This is a genomic window from Aurantimonas sp. 22II-16-19i (assembly GCF_002088275.1).
Taxonomy (GTDB): domain Bacteria; phylum Pseudomonadota; class Alphaproteobacteria; order Rhizobiales; family Rhizobiaceae; genus Jiella.
The window spans coordinates 1-21,246 of record NZ_AQQS01000057.1; the positions used below are offsets into that span (position 1 = coordinate 1).

The window sequence follows — 21,246 nt, forward strand, 5'->3', positions numbered from 1 at the left end:
TCATTGCTGCTAGAAATCGCGGGTTCCAAGCGTTGGAGTCAAACCACTAGAAGGAAATGACCGGTCAGGCCTATGGGAGAACGCTCCGGACTTGATAAGACAGGCGGGTAGCGAACCGACGTCAATGAAAGCGATGGTGGAGAGCGTGAGTCTCCACGGCTGAGAGATAAAGATAATGACGCATGTATTTAGAGCAATAAACTTGGGCCTCATTTCAGCACTTGCCCCAAGCGGTCTTGAACGGATCATTTTCGATTTTTATGGGGGGAACGGGAGTTTTAGGTATCCACAGACTGTTAATTTTCAGTTTGCAGCAGGGTCATGCTTAGCATCCATTGAAATGGAGTCAATTGATGGGAAGTATGATGAATACGGATTTCTTCGTATAGATGAATATATTGGCGATGAATTTTCTCATGATCGAGAGAAGTTCGAGATTGCATTCCAAAAATCTCCACTGATTTCAATAATTTCTGTGAACGACAGAGAAAATGATGTGGAGATTGATGCAGGATTATGTGTGGACGGAAAAGGCCGAGACGGTAGCTTTCTGATTGCGTCTGGCGGATGGCCTCAATCCTTTACTATCATGGGCTCTCGCGGACTGTATTTCGGATCGGATCTAGACTGTAGTATGAAGGATATGCGATTCCGGTCGATTTGATCGGACAAAATGGGATGCCGTAAAGCGAACTGATGGCCGCAAGAGCCATCGTGCCATCAGTTGTGTGTTTCGGCGGCGACATGGTCTCCGAGCATGTCTCCGCGGGCGAGTCGCGGATCGGCTCGAAGGTGGAAGGCTCGGTCGGGTCGGGTGACCTTCTATCTCCAGATCGATCATCTCGGCTCGTCGAGCAGAGCAAGCGATCGGCGTGGGGCGGCATGCCGGCGCTTGGCTGGTTTGCCCCTCGGCAAGACTTCGATCGACCGGGCGCGGACGAGCGACGAGGGCGCCCTCCAGCTTCTTCGGGGTCATCATGGCGTTCTTGCAGGAGGAGTGGCGCCCGGCGCCCGCGCCGCACTCGCCAGCAGTCTCCAGTTCTCCATCCACTAGGCGGGCGAAATCCCGCGCGAAGTCGTCCACGCTGTTGGCTAGCGACCGCAAATGCGCGTTATCGTGTTTTTACCAGTTGCTTGCTAGCACACGAAATGTGAGATGATCTGCCGCAGGGTGATCGCTGTGACGCGCGTCACATCTGCAACCTGCCGATGCTGCTATCCAGGGCGGAACGAGACGCATTTTCAACGCTGGCGGCTTTCGTTGGCCGCCGCTGCCGAAAGAAGAGGACCTTCGAGATGTTTGCCAAGGCTACGGGCTCCCTGATCGTCCTCTTCGCCTTTACGCTGGTCGTCAATGTCCTCCTCCTGGTGCAGCCGATCTACATGCTGCAGATCTACGACCGCGTCCTGGTTTCGGCGTCCTTCGACACGCTGGTCTACATCTCGATCATCGCCGTGGTCGCCCTGGCGCTGCTCGGCGCCTTCGACGCCCTGCGCTCGATGATCGCCGGACGGCTGGGGGCGCAGCTCGAGACCGAGAACGGCGCCGATGCGCTGGTCGCGTCGCTGAAGTCCCCCCGCGCCAGCCTCGGCGACGTCCAGCCGATGCGCGACCTGGCGACGGTGCGCAGCTTCGTCGCCGGCCGGGCGCTCCTCGCCTATCTCGACCTTCCCTTCATGCCGCTGTTCATCGGCATGCTCTATCTCATCCATTCCCACCTGTTCTGGCTGACCCTCGGCGGCGCGGCCCTGCTCGCCCTCATCGCCTTCGCCAATCAGTGGGCGACGAGCCGCCTGGGCGGCGAAGCCAGCGAGGCGTCGATGGCCGCCACCCTCTCGGCCCAGGCCTTTGTCCGGTCGAGCGAGAGCCTCTTCGCCATGGGCATGGTCGGCAACGCCGTCGAGACATGGGGGCGCCAGCATGGCAACTCGCTCGGCGCGATCGATCGGCTCAATGCCCGCAACGCGCTGTTCTCCGGCATCTCGCGCTTCCTGCGCATGGGCCTGCAGATCGCCATTCTCGGCTATGGCGGCTATCTCGTCATCCAGGGCGAAATGACCGCCGGCATGATCTTCGCCGCCTCGCTGATCTCCGGCCGGGCGCTGCAGCCGATCGATCAGGTGATCGGCGGCTGGAAGGGCTTCATCGACGCCCGCCGGGCCTATGGCCGGCTGAAGAAGGGCCTCGAGGGCGTGCGCGCCGGCCGCTCCGACAAGACCGCGCTGCCGGCGCCGCGCGGCGACGTCGCCTTCGACAACGTCGTGGTGATGCCCCAGGGCAGCGCCAGCCCGGATCCGCTCCTGAAGCGCATCTCCTTCCAGGTCCCGGCCGGCGAATGCTGCGTGGTCATCGGCCCTTCAGGCGCCGGCAAGTCCACCCTGGTGCGGGCGCTGGTCGGTGCGGCGGAGATCCGGTCCGGCGCGGTGCGCATCGACGGCGCCGACATCCGCAACTGGGACGGCGAGGCCCTCGGCATGCATGTCGGCTACCTCGCCCAGGAGGTCGAGATCCTGCCCGGGACGGTCGCCGAGAACATCGCCCGCTTCGCCCAGAACGTCGAGGACGCGGCCGTGGTCCGGGCGGCGCAGATGGCCGAGGTCCACGACCTTGTCCAGAAGCTGCCGCGCGGCTACGACACGGTCATCGGGCCGGCCGGCATGAAGCTGTCCGGCGGCCAGCGCCAGCGCATCGGCCTTGCGAGGGCGTTCTTCGGGTCGCCGAAGCTCCTCGTCCTCGACGAGCCGAATGCCAGCCTCGACGCCGACGGCGACCTCGCCCTCGACCGGGCGCTCGCCCATGCCAAGCAGGAGGGCGTGACGGTCCTTCTGGTCACCCAGCGCCGGCAGGTCGCAGAAAGGGCGGACCGCGTCCTGGTCATGCGGGACGGCGCGATCGAGGATTACGGGCCGCGCGACGCGGTGTTCCAGCGGCAGGCCGAGAAGGTCCAGGCCGCGCGGGAGGCGATGCGCCAGAGCATGCAGGCGGGCGCTGCCCAGGCCGCGGCCGGCGGCGGCATGGCTCCCGCTCCGATGATGAACCCGATGGCCGCCGGCGTGATGACCGGAAGCGCAAACCCGGTGCCCCAGGGGCGCTTTCCGACGGTCGTGACCGGCGGACGCAAGCCGCCGCAGCCGGCTAACTGAACCGCGACGAACACGGGAGTGCCATGACCATGAGCGACGCGAAGAAACCCCTCGGCCTCGTGATGCCGGCCCCCGCGGCCAAAGCTGGCGCCGGCGTGAAGCAACCCGGCTGGGCGGCGCAGGTGCCGACCGGCACCAGGCTCCTCAGCGTCACCGGCCTCGTCCTCGGCGTCGCCTTCCTCGGCAGCTTCGGCGCCTGGGGCGCCCTGGCGCCGATCTCCGGGGCCGCCGTGGCGCCGGGCGTCGTCGCCGCCGCGGGCCAGAACCTCTCGATCCAGCATCTGGAAGGCGGCATCGTCCGGAAGATCGACGTCCTCGAAGGCGCCCATGTGAAGGCCGGGCAGCCGCTGATCGACCTCGACCCGACGGTCGCCGCCGCCCAGCGGGACCGGCTGAACAACCAGATCATCGGTCTCGAGGCGCGGGCCGCCCGGCTCTCCAGCGAACGCGACGGCAACGGCGCGATCGCGTTCGAGCCGGAACTCGTCGAAAAGGCGCGGGCCGCCGACGTGATGAACCTTCTCGAGGAGCAGGGCCGGGAGTTCACGGCCAGACTCGGGCGGCATCGCCAGGAGCAGGCGATCATGGCGGCGCGCATCCAGGCGCTGCAGGAGCAGGCCGAGGGCATGGACGCCCAGAAGCAGGCGCTCGAGCGCCAGATCCAGGTCGTGCGCGAAGAGCAGGCCCGCAAGAGCGATCTCTTGGGCAAGGGGCTGACCAACCGCTCCGAATACACCGCGCTGGTGCGTGCCGAGGCCGATCTCGTCGGCCAGCTCGGGCAGGTGGTCTCCAGCCTTCTCGCCTCCAAGACCCAGATCGTCCAGACCCGGCAGGAGGCCGCCCGCCTCGACAGCCAGCGGGTCGAGACCGCCGCCAGCGAGCTCAACGACGTCAGGAGTTCGCTGTCCGGTGCGACGGAACAGCTGCGGGCCGCCGAGAACGTGCTCTCCCGCTCGGTGATCCGCGCCCCGGCGGATGGCATCATCGTCGCCAAGATGATCAACACGGTCGGCTCCGTGGTGCGGCCCGGAGAGACGCTGATGCAGATCCTGCCGACGGCGGCGGATCTGATCGTCGAGGTCCGCATCCCGCCGCAGACCATCACGTCGGTGAAGAACGGCCAGGAGGCGCGGCTGCGCTTCACTTCGCTCAACGCCCGCACGACGCCGACGGCCGACGCGACCGTCAGCTACGTCTCCGCCGACCGCCTCACCGATCCGCAGACCCGCGAGCCCTACTACACCGCCCGCCTGAAGCTGAAGGAACCGCTCCCGGCAGAGCTCTCGGTGGAGGAAATCACCCCCGGCATGCCGGTCGAAGCCTATATCAAGACCGGCGATCGCAGTTTCTTCGACTATCTCAGCCAGCCGATCACCGACAGCTTCTCCCGCGCCTTCCGGGAGTGAACGCCCCGGCGGCATGATCGTGGCCGCCGCCCCGGTCGCCTGACGGCCCGCCGCGAGGCGGGGCGGGGCAGGACCGCCGAAGGTGGCGACCGTCGTCGCGTGTCATTCGGTGCCGCGCGGCTCACCTGAACGAGGGGCGGCCGCTTCTCCGTCGCCCGCGACCGCGCCCGGATCGTTCGGTCGCTTGGGCAGGAGCCGGCAGAGCTCCGTCATCGGGCCGGCCAGCCGGCCGACCAGATCGTCGGATGCCGGCGACAGCACCTCTTCGTAGCTCTGCAGCGTGATCGCCGGAAGCTCGGCCAGGAGCGCCGCACCCTTGTCCGTCAGGGTGACGAGCTTCTGGCGCCGGTCCCCCGGATTCTCCGCCCGGTCGAGAAAACCGGCCTTGACGAGCCGGTCGACCATGCGACTTGCCGCGGTCTGCGTCAGCTCCACTTCGCTGGCAATCGCGGCGATGCTCTGGGGACCGGCGAACTTGATCCTGAACATCGCCACCAGATGCTGGAACGAGAGTTCCTGCCCCTTCAGGAAGCGCGCCATGTGCGGGAAGACGCGGGACATCACATCCGCATGGATGCGATGGAAGGCGTTCACGATGTCGCCATCCTGGCGGGGCTTCATTCTAACGTCCTTGCATTAGATGCAACTTTGCATGTATTGGACCGCTCGCGCTGCCCCGTCAAGTCGCGGCGGCACGATCGGCTGGAGACGACGCATGACAGAGTTTCGGCTTTCGAACGGGGCCTATCGGTTGCGGCGCGTCGTCGCTCGGGCTGCCGTCGCGGTGGGCCTCGCCATGTGCCTTGCCGCCACGAGCGCCTGTTCGGACAGCTCGGGCAATGGCGGCGGCGAAGGCTCCGGGGCTGCCGGTCAGCAGGGCGGCCAGCAGGCGCCGGTGCAGGTCGGCGTCGTGACGATCGAGCCGCAGCCGGTGTCGATCACCGCCGCCGTCGCCGGCCGCGTGGTGGCCTTCCAGACGGCGCAGGTGCGCCCGCAGGTCGGCGGCCTGATCACCGAGCGGCTGTTCGAGGAAGGCGCCGACGTGGAGAAGGGCGAAATCCTCTACAAGCTCGACGACCGTTCCTATCAGGCGCAGGTCGCCTCCGCCGAGGCGACGCTGCAAAAGAACCAGGCGGCTCTCGCCTCCGCCCAGCTGCAATACGAGCGCTACCAGGACCTCACGGATTCGAACGTCATCAGCCAGTCGGACCGGGACGCCGCCCTGTCCACCTTCCGCCAGGCCGAGGCGGATGTCGCGGTCGCCGAGGCGGCGCTGGAGACCGCGAAGCTCAATCTCGACTACACCTCCATCGAGGCGCCGATCTCCGGGCGCATCGGCACCGATCCCGCCGATGCCGGCAATCTCGTCACCGCCGACCAGACCGAGGCGCTGGCGACGATCCGCCAGATCGATCCGGTCTATGTCGACCTCACCGAATCCTCCGGCAACCTCATGAAGTTCCGCGACCAGATCCGGCAGGGGGGCGTGCGCGCCCTGGTCGGCCCGGAAAATCCCGGCAAGGCGGTCGTGAGGATCCGGTTCGCCGACGGCTCGACCTATCCGCAGACCGGGACGATCGACGCGGCCGACCAGTTCGTCTCCGAGACGACGTCGAGCTTCACCGTGCGGACGCAATTTCCCAATCCCGAGGACACGCTGCTTCCGGGCATGTATGTGCGCGGCACGATCCAGCTGGCGATCGACGAGAGCGGCTTCCTCCTGCCGCAGCGCGGCGTCTCGCGCAACGCCAGGGGCGAGCCGACGGCGATGTTCGTCACGGACGACGGCACCGTGGAGGAGCGGGTGCTGGAGGTCTCCACCGACATCGGCAACGACTGGTGGGTGACGAAGGGCGTCTCGGCGGGCGACAGGCTGGTGGTCGACGGGCTGCAGAAGGTGCGGGCCGGCGCCAGGGTGACGCCGGTCGCCGTGACCATCGACGATCAGGGTCTCGTCCAGGCGGTCGATGCGTCGGATGCCCCGGCGACGACGACAGGCGGCAAGGGCGAGGGCACTCCGGGCGGCGGAAGCGCCGCCGCCGATGATACCGCGCCGGCCGCTTCGGCCGCGGGAACGGCGGAGGCCGAGGGCGCACAGGCAGAGTCTCCGGCAAGCGTCGGCGATGCGTCGGCCACCGAGCCCGGCGCAGGCGATGCGTCGGCCGAAAGCCGAGGGCCAAAAAGCAGTAGCGGGACGAAAAGCAGCGGGGCCGACGGCGGCGCGGCCAACGGCGCCGGGGAGTAGGCCCGATGGCGCGCTTCTTCATCCATCGCCCGGTCTTTGCCTGGGTCATCGCCATCGGCATCATGCTGTTCGGCGTTTTGGCGCTCTACCAGCTGCCGATCGCCCAGTATCCCGAGGTCGCGCCGCCGTCGGTGTCGATCTCCGCGACCTATCCGGGCGCCAGCTCCGAGACGATCGAGAACTCGGTGACGAAGGTCATCGAGCAGAACATGACCGGCCTCGACAACCTTCTCTACATGTCTTCGTCCTCGACCAATGCCGGCACCGCGTCGATCACCCTGACCTTCGCGACGGGGACGGACGTGGACACCGCCCAGGTCCAGACCCAGAACAAGCTGTCGGTCGTCGAGTCGCAGCTGCCCGACGCGGTGCAGCAGCAGGGCGTGACGGTCACCAAATCCTCCTCCGGCATCCTGATGGTCGCCGCGCTCACCTCGAGCGATCCGAGCTACAACTCGACCGATCTCGCCGACATGGTGTCGACCAATCTCGAGGACACGGTGCGCCGGGTCGAGGGCGTCGGCGACCTCAACATCTTCGGCTCCGGCTATGCCATGCGCATCTGGCTCGACCCGAACAAGCTGGCCGAATTCCAGCTGACGCCGTCGGACGTCACCGCCGCCATCCAGGCCCAGAACGTCCAGGTCTCGGTCGGCCAGCTCGGCGCGCTGCCCCAGACCAGCGGCGCGCAGATGAACTACACGGTCACCTCGCAGACCCAGCTCGAGACGCCCGCCCAGTTCCGCTCGATCATCCTGAAGACCGAGGGCGACGGCTCGCTGGTCACCCTCGGCGACGTCGCCCGCGTCGAGATCGGCGCCGAGAGCTACCAGTCCTCGGCCCGCTACAACGGCAATCCGGCCGCCGGCTTCGGCGTGTCGCTGGCCTCCGGCGCCAATGCCATCGACACCGCCGAGGGGGTCCGCAGCGCGCTCGAGGGCCTGAAGCCGACGCTGCCCGCGGACGTCTCGATCGTCTATCCCTACGACACGACGCCCTTCGTCGAATTGTCCATCGAGAAGGTCTACCACACGTTGTTCGAGGCGATCGGCCTCGTCTTCGTGGTGATGCTGGTGTTCCTGCAGAACATTCGGGCGACGCTCATCCCGATGATCGCCGTGCCGGTGGTGCTGCTCGGCACCTTCGGCGTCCTGTCGCTTGCCGGCTTCTCGATCAACACGCTGACGATGTTCGCCATGGTGCTGGCCATCGGCCTCCTCGTCGACGATGCCATCGTCGTCGTCGAGAATGTCGAGCGCGTCATGACGGAGGAGGGCCTGTCGCCGGTCGAGGCGACGGAAAAGTCGATGGACGAGATCACCGGCGCCCTCGTCGGCATCGCCCTCGTCCTGTCGGCGGTGTTCCTGCCCATGGCGTTCTTCGGCGGCTCGGTGGGCGTCATCTACCAGCAGTTCTCGATCACCATCGTCTCGGCGATGCTCCTGTCGGTGCTGGTGGCCGTCGTCCTGACGCCGGCGCTGTGCGCGACCATGCTGAAGCCCACCCACGGCAAGAAGAAGAACATCCTCTTCCGCGGCTTCAACACCGGCTTCGCCAAACTCACCAACGGCTATGTCGGTGGAACCGGGAAGCTCTCCCGCCGGCCGCTGCCGGCGCTCGTCGTCTTCCTCGCGATCTGCGGCGGCGCCTGGTACGTCTTTTCGAGCCTGCCCAATTCCTTCCTGCCGGAAGAGGACCAGGGCGTGCTGATGACCATGATCCAGCTGCCGCCCGGCGCCACAAACGGGCGCACCGAGGCGGTGGTGGAGCGGGTCGAGGAGTATTATCTCGACGAGGAGAAGGCCAACGTCGCCAGTGTCTTTGCGGCGCTGGGCTTTTCCTTCTCCGGCTCGGGCCAGAACAATGCGCTGGTCTTCGTCAAGCTGAAGGACTTCGACGACCGCACCGATGCGTCCGCCGGCGCCGCCGCCATCGCCGGCCGGGCCATGGGCGCCTTCTCGCAGATCCGCGACGCGACGGTGATCGCCCTGTCGCCGCCGGCCATCCGCGGCCTCGGCACCTCCGGCGGCATCGACATGTATCTCCGGGACACCGGAAACGCCGGTCACGATCGCCTCGAGGCGGCGGCGGGCGAACTCATCGCCGAGGCGAACCAGGACAGCCAGCTGACATCGGTCCGCCGCAGCGGTCAGGCCGAGCAGCCGCAGTTCCGGATCGACATCGACAACCGCCTCGCCGGCGCGCTCGGCGTCGGCGTCTCCGACATCAACGAGACGCTCTCCACCGCCTGGGCCGGCTCCTACGTCAACGACTTCCTGAACGAGGAGCGGGTGAAGCGGGTCTATGTGCAGGCCGATGCACCCTTCCGCATGGTGCCCAGCGACATCGACCGCTGGTATGTGCGCAACGCCAGCGGCGAGATGGTGCCGTTCTCGGCCTTCACCCAGGCCAGCTGGACCAAGGGTTCGCCGCAACGCCAGCGCTACAACGGCGTGGCGGCGATCGAGATCCAGGGCGCGCCCGCCCCGGGAACGAGCTCCGGCCAGGCGATGGACCGCATGGAGACGCTGGTCTCCGGGCTGGATGGCGGCTTCAGCCCCGCCTGGACCGGACAGTCCTATCAGGAGCGGCTCTCAGGCTCCCAGTCGACCTCGCTCTACGCGATCTCGCTCGTCGTCGTCTTCCTCTGCCTCGCCGCGCTCTACGAAAGCTGGTCGGTGCCGTTCTCGGTCATCCTCGTCGTGCCCGTCGGCGTCTTCGGCGCCGTCCTGGCGGCGTATCTGACCGGCCAGGACAACGACATCTACTTCAAGGTCGGCCTCCTGACGACAATCGGCCTCGCGGCGAAGAACGCCATCCTGATCGTCGAATTCGCTCAGGAACTCCGTCAGGGCGGCGAGAAGCTGATGGCGGCGACGCTGCATGCCGCCAGGATGCGCCTTCGCCCGATCCTGATGACCTCCTTCGCCTTCATCCTCGGCGTCACGCCGCTCGCCCTCGCGACGGGAGCGGGCTCCGGCGCCCAGCAGGCGATCGGCATCGGCGTCATGGGCGGCATGATCTCGGCAACGGTGCTCGGCGTGTTCTTCGTGCCGGTGTTCTACGTGGTGGTGATGAGCATCACGGAATGGGTGGCCCGCCGCCGCGGCAAGGGGCAGGAGCCGAAGGAGACGAGCGCGCCGGCGGGGTGATGTGGGTTCCAGCGGCGCTCCGGAGGCTATCCGGGCGTAAGGCCGACGCCGTAGTGGTCGAGGAGGTCGAAGAACCAGCCGGTGCGAAGGTCGGCGACCCGCTCGACCGTCTCGACGGAATCGGCGGCCCGGCCGAACAGCGCATGGCAGATCTCGCCGTCGTCGTGCCGAGCCGTGTAGGCGACGCCATTGAATGCGCCGGGATACCCGTGGATCGCCGCGGACCAGGCCTGCGGGACGTCGTAGGGAAGGCCGCCATGGGTCACTTCCGCCGTCGCGCCGATCCGGGCGAGGCCGTTGCCGTGAAGCTGCAGCAGGCGCAGGGCGCGCGTCGTCTTCAGCCCTGCATAGGCCTTTCCGGCGAGGAAGTCGGGCGCGAGCAGCGTGCGGCCCGGAACCCGCAGGAACGTCTCCGCGAAGGCGCCCCTGCGCGTGGCGGCTGTGTAGAGAACGCCGTAGCTCGCATCGGGGGCATTCAACCGGCCGGAGCGGGACGTATCGAAGAACACCGGGTCGAATGCGGCGGTGTGGAAGCGGTGGAAGATCGTACCTGCCGGCACCTCGGCGACATTCGGATGGCGCCGCCCGAAATCTGCCGGCTGCAGCGGCCCGCTCAAGAGCCCTGTTCGCCCACGCGCCTTGCCGCTTCGACGACGGCGTCGATCCGGCCTTCCCGCAACAGCGCGATCGGGGCTTGGTCATCGAGCATCGCGTCCGGATTGACCAGAAAGTTCAGGATCATCCAGGGATTGCTCGTCGGCAGGGCCGCCCGGACCTCGCGCAGGCCCTTCACCAGCTGCCCGTCGTCGTCGAACTGCGCCGTCGGGTAGCGGCGGCGGTTGCCCGGTCCCGGGACGGCGAGAAGCGTGCCGTCTCTGACCTTCTTGTCGACGGCTTGCCGTGAGATCGAGCCCAGAACCTCGCTGACCTCGCCGAGGTCGAAGGCCCCGCCGGCATTCCTGAGATCCTCGCGCATCATCCGCTGGCCGCGCAGGATCGCCCGGGCCCTCGCGTCGGGTGCAAAGGCGCCGGCCATGTCGTCCGGATCGGCGCGCAGGGGGGAAGCGTTGCTCATGCGGCCAAGATGAGGGCGTCTGAAGCTTGTGTCAACCGCGACAACCTGGACAACCACTCACCACCTCTGCCGGTCTCACGCCCGCCGGTCTCACCCCCGCGGCATGCCCTTCGGCCTGAGGCCGCGCTTCTGGGCGGCGATGCGGAACTGGGCGTTGGCGGCGCCGTAGCCGTCATAGCCGCCGCGCCGCTCGACGATCTCGAAGAAGAAGCCTTCGCCGTAGTTCGGGCTGTAGAGCTGGAAATACTCGCCGCCGTCCCCGTCCCGGTCGTAGAGGATGTTCTCCGCCCGCAGGCGATCGGCAAAATCGGGTTCGAGCCCGAAGCGGGCCTCGAGGTCGTCATAGTAGTTCTGGCTGATCGGCAGCGGCCGGAAGCCGGCGTGCTTCAGGCGCTCCACGGTGGCGAAGATGTCGTCCGTCTGGAAGGCGATGTGCTGGACCGAGGAGCCGAAGCTCTCGGCGATGAAGTGGCCGGCCAGCGTCTTGCGGTTCTCCGCGCCGTTCAGCGTGATGCGCAGCGCCCCGTCGGCGCTCTCGATCGCCTGGCTGCGCACCAGCCCGCCGGGATCGACGATGTCCACCATGGGAGTGCGGCGGGTGTCGAAGATCGCCGTGTAGAACAGCGTCCAGGTGAGCATTTCCTCGTAGTTCATCGTCTGGGCGAGGTGGTCGATGCGGGTGAGACCGGCGTCCTCCACGACTTTGGCCGGCTCGCCGGTGCGGAACTCCACGTCCCAGACGTCGCGCAGTTCGCTCGTCGCGTCGAGGAAATGGACGAGCCCGCCGCCGACGCCGCGGATCGCCGGGATCTTCAATTCGCCAGGCCCGACCGGCTGCTCGAAGGGCTCGACCTTCATCGCCCGGGCCCGCGCGATCGTGGCGCCGGCATTCTCGACCCTCAGGCCGATGTCGCAGACGCTGGTGCCGTGGACGAGATAGGCCGAATGGGCAAAGCCCTCCCGCTCGGTGTTGACGACGAGGTTGATCTCGCCCTGGCGGTAGAGCGTCACGTCCTTGGAGACGTGCCGGCCGGCCTTCGCAAAGCCCATGGCGCCGAACAGCGCGCCGAGTTCCTCCGCCTCGGCCTCGTCGGCGGTGAATTCGACGAATTCGATGCCGCCGACCGCGATCCGGGGCGGCATTTCGGGAATGTCGACCACGACGCCCGGCTCCTCCCGGCGCACCCGGTCCATCAGGTTCATCAGCGAGCGGTAGCCGTCGATGGCGATCGAGCGGGGCGAGCCGGCGCGGAACTGGTCGTTGAAGATCTCCAGCGAGACGACGCCCTGATATCCCGTCGCCATCACGGCGCGCATGAAGGCGGCGACGTCGAGGTCGCCCTCGCCGGGCATGTTGCGGAAGTGCCGGCTCCAGTAGAGAAGGTCCATGTCGATCTTCGGCGCGTCGGCGAGCTGGATGAAGGCGATCCTGTCGCCGGGAATGCGCCGGATCGTCTCCGGGTCGATGCCCCGGGCGAGGGTGTGGAAGCTGTCGAGGACGAGGCCGACGGCCGGATGATCGGCCCGGCGCACGATCTCCCAGGCGTCGCGGTGGTCGCTGACGTGACGGCCCCAGGCAAGGGCCTCGTAGCCGATCTTCAGCCCGCGCTTCTGCGCCCGTTCGCCGAGTTCGGCAAAGTCCGCTGCCGCCCGGTCGATGCCGCCGAGGCTGATCGGCGAGACGTTGGAGCAGACCAGCATCAGCGAGGTGTCCAGTTCCTCCATCACGTCGAACTTGCGCTCGGCCCGGTCGAGGCCGCGCTGGCGCTGCGGCTCGGGCATGCCCTCGAAGTCGCGGAACGGCTGGTAGAGGGAGATCTCGAGGCCATGGTCGCGGATGATGCGGCCGACCTCGCGCGGACCGCCGTCGAAGGCGAGGAAGTCGTTCTCGAAGATTTCGACGCCGGAAAAGCCCGCCTGGGCGATGGCGGAGAGCTTCTCGGTGAGGTCGCCCGAGATCGAGACCGTCGCGATCGCCGTTTTCATGGGGGCTCCTTTGGGGTGCGATAGTTCGAGGTCGATGACTTGCGTCATATGTGGCGCCGGCGCCGGAGCGCCCCCTCTGTCCTGCCGGACATCTCCCTACAAGGGGGGAGATCAGCTGTGTCGGGCTCCCTTGCCCTGCCTGAAACGACATCGGCAATTCCGACTTCTGCCGGCTGCGACCGGTCTGGGACGAGATCGATCTCCCCCCTTGTGGGGGAGATGCCGGCAGGCAGAGGGGGGTACGCCGCCGGCATGGTTGAAAGCAGTGACCCTTACACCCCCAGCGCCAGGAACGTCGCCATCATCCGCTCCCGGTCGGCTTCCAGGCCGGTGAAGTGGCCGAAGGAGCGCACCGCCTGGCCGACCGCCATGCCGGCGCCGCCCATCGCCCGGCAGCCCTTCGCCTTCGCCGCCTTCACCAGCGCGGTCTCCAGCGGGAAGTAGTTGACGTCCGCGACGAAGACCTCCCTGGTCAGGCGCTCCAACGGGTAGGGCGTGCCCGGCCGCTTGTCGGTGCCGATCGGCGTCGCGTTGACGATGCCGTCATAGGCGCCTTCGAGGTCGTGGACGAGGCGGACGCGATCGCTGCCGAAGCGCCTGGCGACCGCTGCGACGAGACCTTCCGCCCGCAGCCGGTCGATGTCGAAGACGCACAGCATTTCGACGGCGTTCGCCAGAAGCCCGAAGGCGACGGCAAGACCGGCGCCGCCGGCGCCGATCTGCAGCACCCGGCGGCGCGGCACGCCGGCCATCTCCTCGGCGAAGCTGCCGGAGAAGCCGCCGAGGTCGGTGTTGTGGCCGATCCGCCGGCCGTTCCGGAACACCACGGTGTTGACGGCGCCGAGCGCCTCGGCCTCGGACCCGAGGTCGTCCAGGTGGTCGAGGACGGCGATCTTGTAGGGATAGGTGACGTTGAGCCCGGCATAGCCGCAGAGCTCCGTCGCCTTCAGGAGATCGTCCAGCGGCGGCGGGCTCGCCATCACGCCGGTGTCGAACAGCCGGTAGACGGTGCGATAGCCGTGCGCCGCGCCCTCGGCCTCCTGCATCGCCGGCGTGCGCGACAGGGCGATGCCCTGGCCGATCAGGCCGAGGCTGAGGGTTTCCGGCGTGCCGAAGGCGGAAGACGAGATCATCGGCATCAGAGCTTCTCCTCGCTGGTCTTCGCCGCGGCGGGCCTGGCGGGATCGCCCTTCGCCCGCAGCGCCTCGCGGCGCAGGCGCCAGCGCTTCCACGGCGGCGTCTGGGAGATGAAGATGAAGATCACCGACAGGAACAGCACCAGCGACAGCGGGCTCGTCACCATGCCGATGAAGAAGTCCGCGAGGCTGCCGCGCTCCGACAGGATCGCCCGCCGCCAGTTGTCGTCGAGCAGGCGCGACAGGATGACGCCGAGGATGATCGGGCCGAGCGGATAGCCGTAGAGCTTCAGGAAATAGCCGAAGACGCCGAAGCCGAGCATCCAGTAGACGTCGGTGATCGAGTTGTTCACCGCATAGGCGCCGACGATCGACAGGAGCATGATCAGCGGCACCAAGACGGTGCGCGGCATCTCGACGATCTTGACGAACAGCTTGATGCCGGTGAGCCCGAACAAGAGCATGCAGAAGTTCGCCAGCACCAGCGCGCCGACGATGAACCAGAACATGTCCGGCTGCTCGACCATCAGCATCGGGCCGGGATTGAGCCCGTGGATGAACAGCGCGCCGATCATGATGGCGGTGACGGCGTCGCCGGGAATGCCCAGCGTCATCATCGGGATGAAGGCACCGCCCACGGCGGCGTTGTTGGCGGTTTCGGGCGCCACCAGCCCCTCGATCGCCCCGTCGCCGAATTGGCGTTCCGGATTGCGGGTGACGCGCTTGGCGTGGTCGTAGGCCATCAGCGCGGCGATGTCGCCGCCGGTGCCGGGCAGGGCGCCGATGATGACGCCGAGGGTGGAGGTCTGCATCGACAGCGGCAGGTGCTTCCTCACCGTCGACCAGGACGGCACGATCCGCGCGATCGTCTGGCGGACCGCCGCCTTGTCGATGTCGTGGAGCTGCGACAGCGCCTCAGACACGCCGAACAGGCCGATCATCACGGCGATGAAGGAGATGCCCGACTGGAGCAGCGGCAGTTCGAAGGTGAAGCGTTCGGTGTAGGTGAGGGGATCCATGCCGACGGAGCCGAGCATCAGGCCGAGGGCGCCGCAGAAGATGCCCTTGACGAGGGACTCGCCCGCCAGCGAGCCGACCAGAAGGAGACCGAGGACGGCGAGCAGCATGTAGTCGCGGGGCTGGAAGGAGAGGGCGAAATCCGACACGAAAGGCGCGGCGACGGCGAGGACGACGATGCCGACGAAGCCGCCGATGAAGCTCATCACCGTGGTGATGCCGATCGCCTCGCCCGCCTGGCCGCGCCTCGCCATGGGATAGCCGTCGAGGGCGGTGGCGATGGCCGACGGCGCGCCGGGAATGTTGAGGAGGATCGCCGTGCGCGAGCCGCCATAGACGCCGCCCATGTAGATGCCGATCATCAGGGCGATGGCGGGCAGGACGTCCCAGGAGAAGGTGAAGGAGATCAGGATCGACACGGCCATCGTCACCGACAGGCCGGGGATCGCGCCGACATAGACGCCGGCGAAGGTGCCGACCGCGACGAGGGCGAAGAGGTCGGGCCGGGTGAAGACGGTCAGGAAGGCGAGGATGGCGTCCATCGCTTCTCAGAGCCCCCCGCCGAAGAGGCCGCGGATCGCCGACAGGATCTCGCCCTCGGGCACGATGCCCGGCGGCATCAGGACGGTGAAGACGATGCGGAAGAGCCCGTAGATCAGCGTCAGGCTGAGCAGCGAGATGGCGGCGGCATAGGTCCAGGACCGCGCCGACAGGAGCTTGATCGACACCACCAGGAAGAGCGCCGAGGTCGGCAGGAAGCCGAGGGGCTTAAGGAGGACGGCATAGGCGACGAGCATGACGGCGAAGATCGCCACCGTCGGCGGCAGCACGTCGCGGCCGATCTTCTCGCCCTCGGCGGCGGGGCTGCGGGCGGTCTTGACGAGGACGATCGCCGCCGTCACGGCCATGGCGAAGGTGGTCGCCATCGGCACCGCGCCGGGCGAGCTCAGCGACTCCAGGCCGGCGATGCCGTAGGCGGTCCACAGGAGAGTGAGGCTCGCGGCAAGAAGAAGCGCGGTGAACACCAGCTCTCCCGGCCGACGCGCTCGTCTGGCAGCCATGGCTTTGCCTCCCAGGCAGGTTGTCGATAGGGGTAGGACGGTCTGGCCTCTAGGCAGCCGGAATGCAATGCGGCGTGTGGTGTGCCGCCCTGTGCAGAGCGGTCGCCAGAGGAGCGGAACTCCGTGTCTGGCGTTTCTTGCTCAGCGGTGGAAGCCCGATCCCCCCTTGTGGAGGAAAAAGCGAATTCATCGGCTCAGCGAGGAACTCGCTCAACGACAGCATTCGCCAGAGGGGTTTCTCCGCTTCGCCCGCCACCACCGGTGCAGGCTGAAATGCCGCGCACCTCTCCAGTGATTTCCATCGCCCAGATCTGCCACGACGACGAGATCGCTGTCCGTCCCTCGCAGAGAGAGGCGCGGCGTCTGCTGCCGCGCCCGCATTCGCCTTACTCGGGCTTCTTGATGCCGAACTCTTCCGGCGACTTCTTGGTCAGGCCGGCGTCATGGAGCAGCCAGGTCGTGTTCGACTGCCAGTTCTGCATGAACTCTTCGGCCTCCTCGCCGGCGACGTTCATCAGGATGAAGCCGCGGCTCTGCATCAGTTCCTTGAACTTGTCCTCGTTCGCCGCCTGGCTGAAGGCATCCTGCAGTTTCGTCACCGCGTCCTCGGGCGTGCCCTTCGGCGCGAAGATGCCGAAGAACGGACCCCATGGCAGGAACTTGGCGAACTCGTCGTTCGCCTCGGTGATCGGCTTGACGTCCGGCAGCTGCTCCACCGGCTCCTTGGCGATGATGGCGAGCGGCTTCATCTTGCCGGCCTTGACGCCCTCGATGGCGGCGCCGAGCACCGCGGGCATGACGTCGATCGCCGCACCCTGGAGGGCGGTGAGCGCCGGGCCGTCGCCGTCATAGGGGATAAAGGTGACCGGCAGCTCGCCCTCGGCGTTCTCGATCATCGCGGTGACGACGGACGGCACGCCACCGGGGCCGGTGGAGCCGAACTTCACCTCGTTCGGATGATCCTTGATGTAGGCGATCATCTCTTCGTAGGTGTCGTAGGGCGCGTCCGGACGGGCGACCAGGATCGGCGTCCCGCGGGCCAGGATGTCGATCGCCACGAAGTCGGAATAGTCCTTCTGGCCGAGACCCATCACCTTGTAGAGCAGCGGGTTTTCCGCGCCCATCAGAAGCGTGTAGCCGTCGGCATCGCTGCCGGCGACCTTGTTCAGGCCGATGGCGCCGACGCCGCCGGTGACGTTCTGCAGGACGATGGACTGGCCGAGCACTTCCTCGGCCTTGGGCGTGACGGCGCGCATCACCGTATCGGTCGAGCCGCCGGCGCCCCACTGGATGATGCCCTGGATTTCCTTGGTCGGATAATCCTGCGCGAGGCTCGGCGAGGCCGCGAAGGCGACGGTCGCGGCGAGCGCGGCCACGAACAGCGAATGCAATCTCATGGTGTTCCTCCCTGGAAGATGCGTCGGGTGTCCTCCGTGATGACGCCGCCTCCCGACTCGCGGCATCCTGGGCGGGCACATTTTCATTGCGCGCCCGATAACGCAAATACCAATCTGCGCTCCATCTATACCTTGCCGTTATGGTTTCTGCCGCTGCGTTGGCTGGCGACGAGCGTCATCTCGCGTCGCAGTTCCTCGACGAAGCGCTGGGCGAAGCTCGACAGGACCGTGCCCGCCCGCGAGGCGACGAAGGTCTCGAAGCGGGTGTTCTCCTCGATCGGGACGACGGCGAGCCGGTCGCGCGGCAGGTCCGCCGCGGTGAAGACGTCGAGGACCGCGATGCCGAGCCCCTGGGCGACGAGAGCGGCGACGGTGCTGCCGAATCTCGCCTTGACGATGACGTCGTAGGGCAGCCCCTCGCGCTCGAAGATCTCCGCCATGATGCGGCCGTAGGGATCCGTCGGCTCGATGCCGATCAGCGGATGGGCGACGATCTCGCTCGCCCGCACGCTGCCGCGCCCGGCCAGCGGATGGTCGTTGGCCGTCACGCAGACGAGATGGCCGGCGGCCAGCGGCTCGAAGCGGATCGAGGGGTGGTCGAGCCGGTAGCTCATGGCGACGCATTCGCCGCGCCCGATCAGGATGTAGTCGATGGCCTCCTCGATCTTCAGGATCTCGACGTTCATCCGCAGGTCGGCATAGCGCCGGCGCACCGCGGCGATGGCGCGCGGCATCATGCCTTGCGCGATCGACGGGACGGAGCCGATCCGCAGCTCCACCGCCTCGCCGCGCTCGAGCCGCCCGACGGCCTCCTGCAGGTTGGTGACGCGCTGGTGGACTTCCTGGATCTGCGAGAAGATCGTCACGGCTTCGGGCGCCGGGACATAGCGCCCGGCCTCCCGGTTGAACAGGCGGATGCCGAGGGCGCCCTCGATGTGCTTCATCGCCCGGCTGATGCCCGGCTGGCTGACATTCAGCAGCCGCGCGGCACCGGCGATCGAGCCGCTCACCATCACCGCCCGGACGATCTCGATCTGCTTCAGCGTCAGCATGCCTGCCGCGACCTCCTCCGCCGCCGCCGGCAAGGGTAGAGCCATCCCCGGATCGAGCGCAATCCGCCCCCCTCAGGCCTTCCAGATGCCGCCGCTCCGGTCCGGATTGCGCGAGAAGCTCGTCTCGTGCTCGTAGAGATCCGGCCGATAGAGGCCGAAGATCCGCTCCACGGGCCGGCCCTCGCCGTCATGGACGGTGCGGCGCACCGACAGGAGCGCCTCGCCGACCTCCACCTTCAGGTGCCGCGCGACGTCCGGGGCCGCGAGCATCGCGGTGACCACCTGGCGGGCGCTGGCGACCTTGCGGCCGGTCCGCTCGATGAGCTTCAGGAGTGGCTCGCGGCCGAGCTCCTCGGGCGTGAAGCTGCGGCCGATCTCCTCCGGCAGCCACGTCGTCAGATGGCTGAACGGCACGCCGGAGAGGCTGCGCACCCGCACCGCCCGCTGCATCGTGGTCCCCTCCGGAAGATCCATCTCGGCGGCGACCGCCGGAGGGGCGGGCAGATAGTCGACATCGACCACCCGCACGTCGGTCCGAAGGCCGAGGGCCATGAGGTTTTCGAGGTTACCGGACAGGCTCGCGCCGATCGGGGAATCGCCGCGCTCGCGCACGAAGGTGCCGCGGCCGCGCATGCGCTCGACGATGCCTTCCTGGGTGAGGCGGTCCATCGCCGTGCGGATGGTGATGCGCGAGACGCCGAACTCCTTGGCCAGCGCCACCTCGCCGGGCATCGGTGCCACCAGGCCGTGCCGCCCGTCGAGGATCTCCTGGCGCAGCACCAGATAGACCCGGTGATGCTTCGGCATCGCCGCCAGCTCGTCGCCGAGACGCCGGGTCGAAGGCATCTCGCGGCCTTCCGCCAGATCCGCATTTTCCACGACGTCGCGCCTCTCGATCGCCTCGTCGCCTGCCGCCCGGTCCCTGCGCACCGTCGCCTCCGACATGCTTGCCGCCCACGCTGCGGGCGTCCCTTTCCGGCGATTGTAGCCCGTCGCAGCGCGGTTGTACAGGAAATGTCCTATTGACATGACATTAGGCCTATGCTGCCTTTCACGGGAGCTTGAGATCCGTGGGAGGACGACATGACATCATCATCGAAGCCGACGCGTCGCCGCGTCGTCGCGCAGCTTTCTGGCATCGCCGCCCTGGCGCTTCTGGCCGTTGGTGGCGCGTTTGCGGGCGCGACAGGCGCCGTTGCCGCGGACTGGCCGGACAGCCCGGTGACGATCGTCGTGCCCTTCGATGCCGGCGGCAGCGCCGACCGCATGGCGCGCACGCTGGCCGAACCGCTGGGCGAGAAGCACGGCCAGCCGGTCGTCGTCGAGAACCGGCCGGGCGGGGCGGGCGGTCTCGGCGCCACCTATGTCGCCCGCCAGGAAGCCGACGGGAACACGCTGCTCCTGATGCAGGCGACGCCCTATCTCGCCAACGCCATCCTCGTCGGCGGCGCGCCGGTCTCCTGGGAGGACTTCGAGCTCCTCAACGCCCAGTGGAACGACTACGCCATCGTCGCGGTGAACGAGGCGAGCCCCTACCAGAGCTTCGAGGATCTGGTCGCGGCGATGAAGGAGCCGGGCAAGGTCTCCTCCGGCATCATCTACGGCAATGGCGGCCACCTGCAGACGCTGATGATGATGGACGCGCTGAAGATCCCCGCGGAGAACGTGCGGTTCGTCACCTACAATGGCGGCGCGCCGCTGCGCACCGCGCTCGCCGGCAACCAGGTCGACTTCGAGATCCTCGCGGCCGAGGGCGCGCGGGGCATTTCCGACAAGCTGCGGGTGCTCGCCGTCGTCAACGACGAACAGCCCGAGGGCACCGACGCGCCGCTGTTCAACGCGGTGATGGCCAAGCTCGGCGCCGACAAGCAGCCGATCGTCGGCGGCAACATCACCGGTCTTCTGGTGCCGAGCGCCTTCGTCACCGACCATCCGGAGCGCTACGAGACGCTCGTCGCGGCCTACAAGGCCGTCGTCGAGAGCCCGGAATACAGGGACGCGGCGAAGAAGGCCGGCCTCGGCGCCGACTGGGTCGGCCCGGAAAAGAGCCAGGCGATGGTCGACGACGCCTATGAGGCCCTGGGGCGTTACTCGGAGGTCGTGAAGAAATGAGCGGGGGCGCTCGGGCCGGCGCGGCGGGCGAGGGGAAGTCGCCCGCCGCTGCCGCCACGATGCCTGCCGGGCCGGAATCGGAGACGACGGCGCCGGACGAGCCGAACCCAGTCGGGGCGGGGGCGCTGGTCTTCGCCCTTGTCGCGGCGGCCGCCATGGCGGTCTATGCCACTGGCGTCGTCCAGTCCTCCCGCACCGTTGCGGACTATCTCCTGATCCTGCCCGCCGCCGTCGTCGGCGCCGGCGCGATCCTCGTCTCGGCGCTGGGCGACATCGTCCGGCGCGGCGTCGGCTTCGCTGCGCTGGCCGGCGCCGACCGGCAGCCCGTCCTGCTCCTCGTCCTCACCGGCCTCTATGCCGCCACCGTCCCCTTCGTCGGCTTCGACGTCGGCACGGCCGTGTTCATCGCGCTGGCGCTTCTCGTACAGGGCGAGCGGCGGATCTGGCTGCTCCCCCCCCCCCC

17 protein-coding genes are annotated in these 21,246 nt (G+C 67.7%); 7 read left to right on the forward strand and 10 right to left on the reverse strand.

What is annotated here, in order from left to right; genetic code table 11:
• Nucleotides 1-175: 175 nt before the first annotated feature.
• From ATO4_RS27510 to ATO4_RS25800, 3 genes are all read left to right on the forward strand, one after another.
• Nucleotides 176-664, forward strand: coding sequence for a hypothetical protein (locus tag ATO4_RS27510; RefSeq protein ID WP_139802707.1), 489 nt, complete (start codon nt 176-178; stop codon nt 662-664).
• 632 nt (nt 665-1,296) lie between these two features.
• Complete coding sequence (locus tag ATO4_RS25795; protein ID WP_083594908.1) at nt 1,297-3,144, forward strand: type I secretion system permease/ATPase; 1,848 nt, start codon at nt 1,297-1,299, stop codon at nt 3,142-3,144.
• A 29-nt stretch (nt 3,145-3,173) separates the two neighbouring features.
• Nucleotides 3,174-4,550, forward strand: a complete 1,377-nt coding sequence (locus tag ATO4_RS25800) for an HlyD family type I secretion periplasmic adaptor subunit (RefSeq protein WP_176223183.1) — start codon at nt 3,174-3,176, stop codon at nt 4,548-4,550.
• Nucleotides 4,551-4,652: 102 nt separating this feature from the next.
• Here ATO4_RS25800 and ATO4_RS25805 read toward each other — a convergent pair whose 3' ends face one another.
• Complete coding sequence (locus tag ATO4_RS25805; RefSeq protein ID WP_083594911.1) at nt 4,653-5,171, reverse strand: MarR family transcriptional regulator; 519 nt, start codon at nt 5,169-5,171, stop codon at nt 4,653-4,655.
• Between the two features lie 94 nt (nt 5,172-5,265).
• On the opposite strand from ATO4_RS25805, the gene ATO4_RS25810 reads away from it, so the two are divergent.
• Both ATO4_RS25810 and ATO4_RS25815 read left to right on the forward strand, forming a co-directional pair.
• On the forward strand, nt 5,266-6,795 hold the full coding sequence (locus ATO4_RS25810; protein ID WP_176223184.1) for an efflux RND transporter periplasmic adaptor subunit: 1,530 nt from the start codon (nt 5,266-5,268) through the stop codon (nt 6,793-6,795).
• Between the two features lie 5 nt (nt 6,796-6,800).
• On the forward strand, nt 6,801-9,947 hold the full coding sequence (locus ATO4_RS25815; RefSeq protein WP_083594914.1) for an efflux RND transporter permease subunit: 3,147 nt from the start codon (nt 6,801-6,803) through the stop codon (nt 9,945-9,947).
• Between the two features lie 26 nt (nt 9,948-9,973).
• Here the strand turns inward: ATO4_RS25815 and ATO4_RS25820 are convergent, their stop codons facing one another.
• The 9 genes from ATO4_RS25820 to ATO4_RS25860 all read right to left on the reverse strand — a co-directional run bounded on the left by ATO4_RS25820 (nt 9,974) and on the right by ATO4_RS25860 (nt 19,616).
• Nucleotides 9,974-10,564, reverse strand: coding sequence for an RES family NAD+ phosphorylase (locus tag ATO4_RS25820; RefSeq protein ID WP_083594916.1), 591 nt, complete (start codon nt 10,562-10,564; stop codon nt 9,974-9,976).
• Nucleotides 10,561-11,022, reverse strand: a complete 462-nt coding sequence (locus tag ATO4_RS25825; protein ID WP_083594918.1) for a hypothetical protein — start codon at nt 11,020-11,022, stop codon at nt 10,561-10,563. The genes ATO4_RS25820 and ATO4_RS25825 overlap by 4 nt, the downstream gene beginning before the upstream one ends.
• Nucleotides 11,023-11,112: 90 nt before the next feature.
• Nucleotides 11,113-13,008, reverse strand: a complete 1,896-nt coding sequence (locus ATO4_RS25830) for a bifunctional sugar phosphate isomerase/epimerase/4-hydroxyphenylpyruvate dioxygenase family protein (RefSeq protein ID WP_083594920.1) — start codon at nt 13,006-13,008, stop codon at nt 11,113-11,115.
• Nucleotides 13,009-13,280: 272 nt separating this feature from the next.
• Complete coding sequence (locus tag ATO4_RS25835) at nt 13,281-14,147, reverse strand: shikimate dehydrogenase (protein ID WP_083594922.1); 867 nt, start codon at nt 14,145-14,147, stop codon at nt 13,281-13,283.
• Nucleotides 14,147-15,703 carry a tripartite tricarboxylate transporter permease gene (locus ATO4_RS25840; protein ID WP_083594925.1) on the reverse strand — a complete coding sequence of 519 codons (1,557 nt, stop codon included), beginning with the start codon at nt 15,701-15,703 and terminating at the stop codon, nt 14,147-14,149. Before ATO4_RS25840 ends, ATO4_RS25835 begins: the two co-directional genes overlap by 1 nt.
• A 6-nt stretch (nt 15,704-15,709) precedes the next feature.
• Nucleotides 15,710-16,222 carry a tripartite tricarboxylate transporter TctB family protein gene (locus tag ATO4_RS25845; protein WP_083594928.1) on the reverse strand — a complete coding sequence of 171 codons (513 nt, stop codon included), beginning with the start codon at nt 16,220-16,222 and terminating at the stop codon, nt 15,710-15,712.
• Between the two features lie 386 nt (nt 16,223-16,608).
• Complete coding sequence (locus ATO4_RS25850) at nt 16,609-17,619, reverse strand: tripartite tricarboxylate transporter substrate binding protein (protein ID WP_083594930.1); 1,011 nt, start codon at nt 17,617-17,619, stop codon at nt 16,609-16,611.
• 125 nt (nt 17,620-17,744) lie between these two features.
• The gene (locus tag ATO4_RS25855) at nt 17,745-18,716 is read right to left on the reverse strand and encodes a LysR family transcriptional regulator (protein WP_245308929.1); all 972 of its coding nucleotides are present in this window, start codon (nt 18,714-18,716) and stop codon (nt 17,745-17,747) included.
• Nucleotides 18,717-18,743: 27 nt separating this feature from the next.
• Nucleotides 18,744-19,616 (reverse strand): GntR family transcriptional regulator, encoded by an 873-nt coding sequence (locus tag ATO4_RS25860; RefSeq protein WP_176223185.1) that lies wholly within the window; start codon nt 19,614-19,616, stop codon nt 18,744-18,746.
• 138 nt (nt 19,617-19,754) lie between these two features.
• Between ATO4_RS25860 and ATO4_RS25865 the strand changes: the two genes are divergently transcribed.
• Nucleotides 19,755-20,783 carry a tripartite tricarboxylate transporter substrate binding protein gene (locus ATO4_RS25865; RefSeq protein WP_083594935.1) on the forward strand — a complete coding sequence of 343 codons (1,029 nt, stop codon included), beginning with the start codon at nt 19,755-19,757 and terminating at the stop codon, nt 20,781-20,783.
• Nucleotides 20,780-21,246, forward strand: a 467-nt coding sequence (locus ATO4_RS25870; RefSeq protein WP_210191144.1) for a hypothetical protein, incomplete at its 3' end; no start/stop codon positions are given. The genes ATO4_RS25865 and ATO4_RS25870, both read left to right, overlap by 4 nt.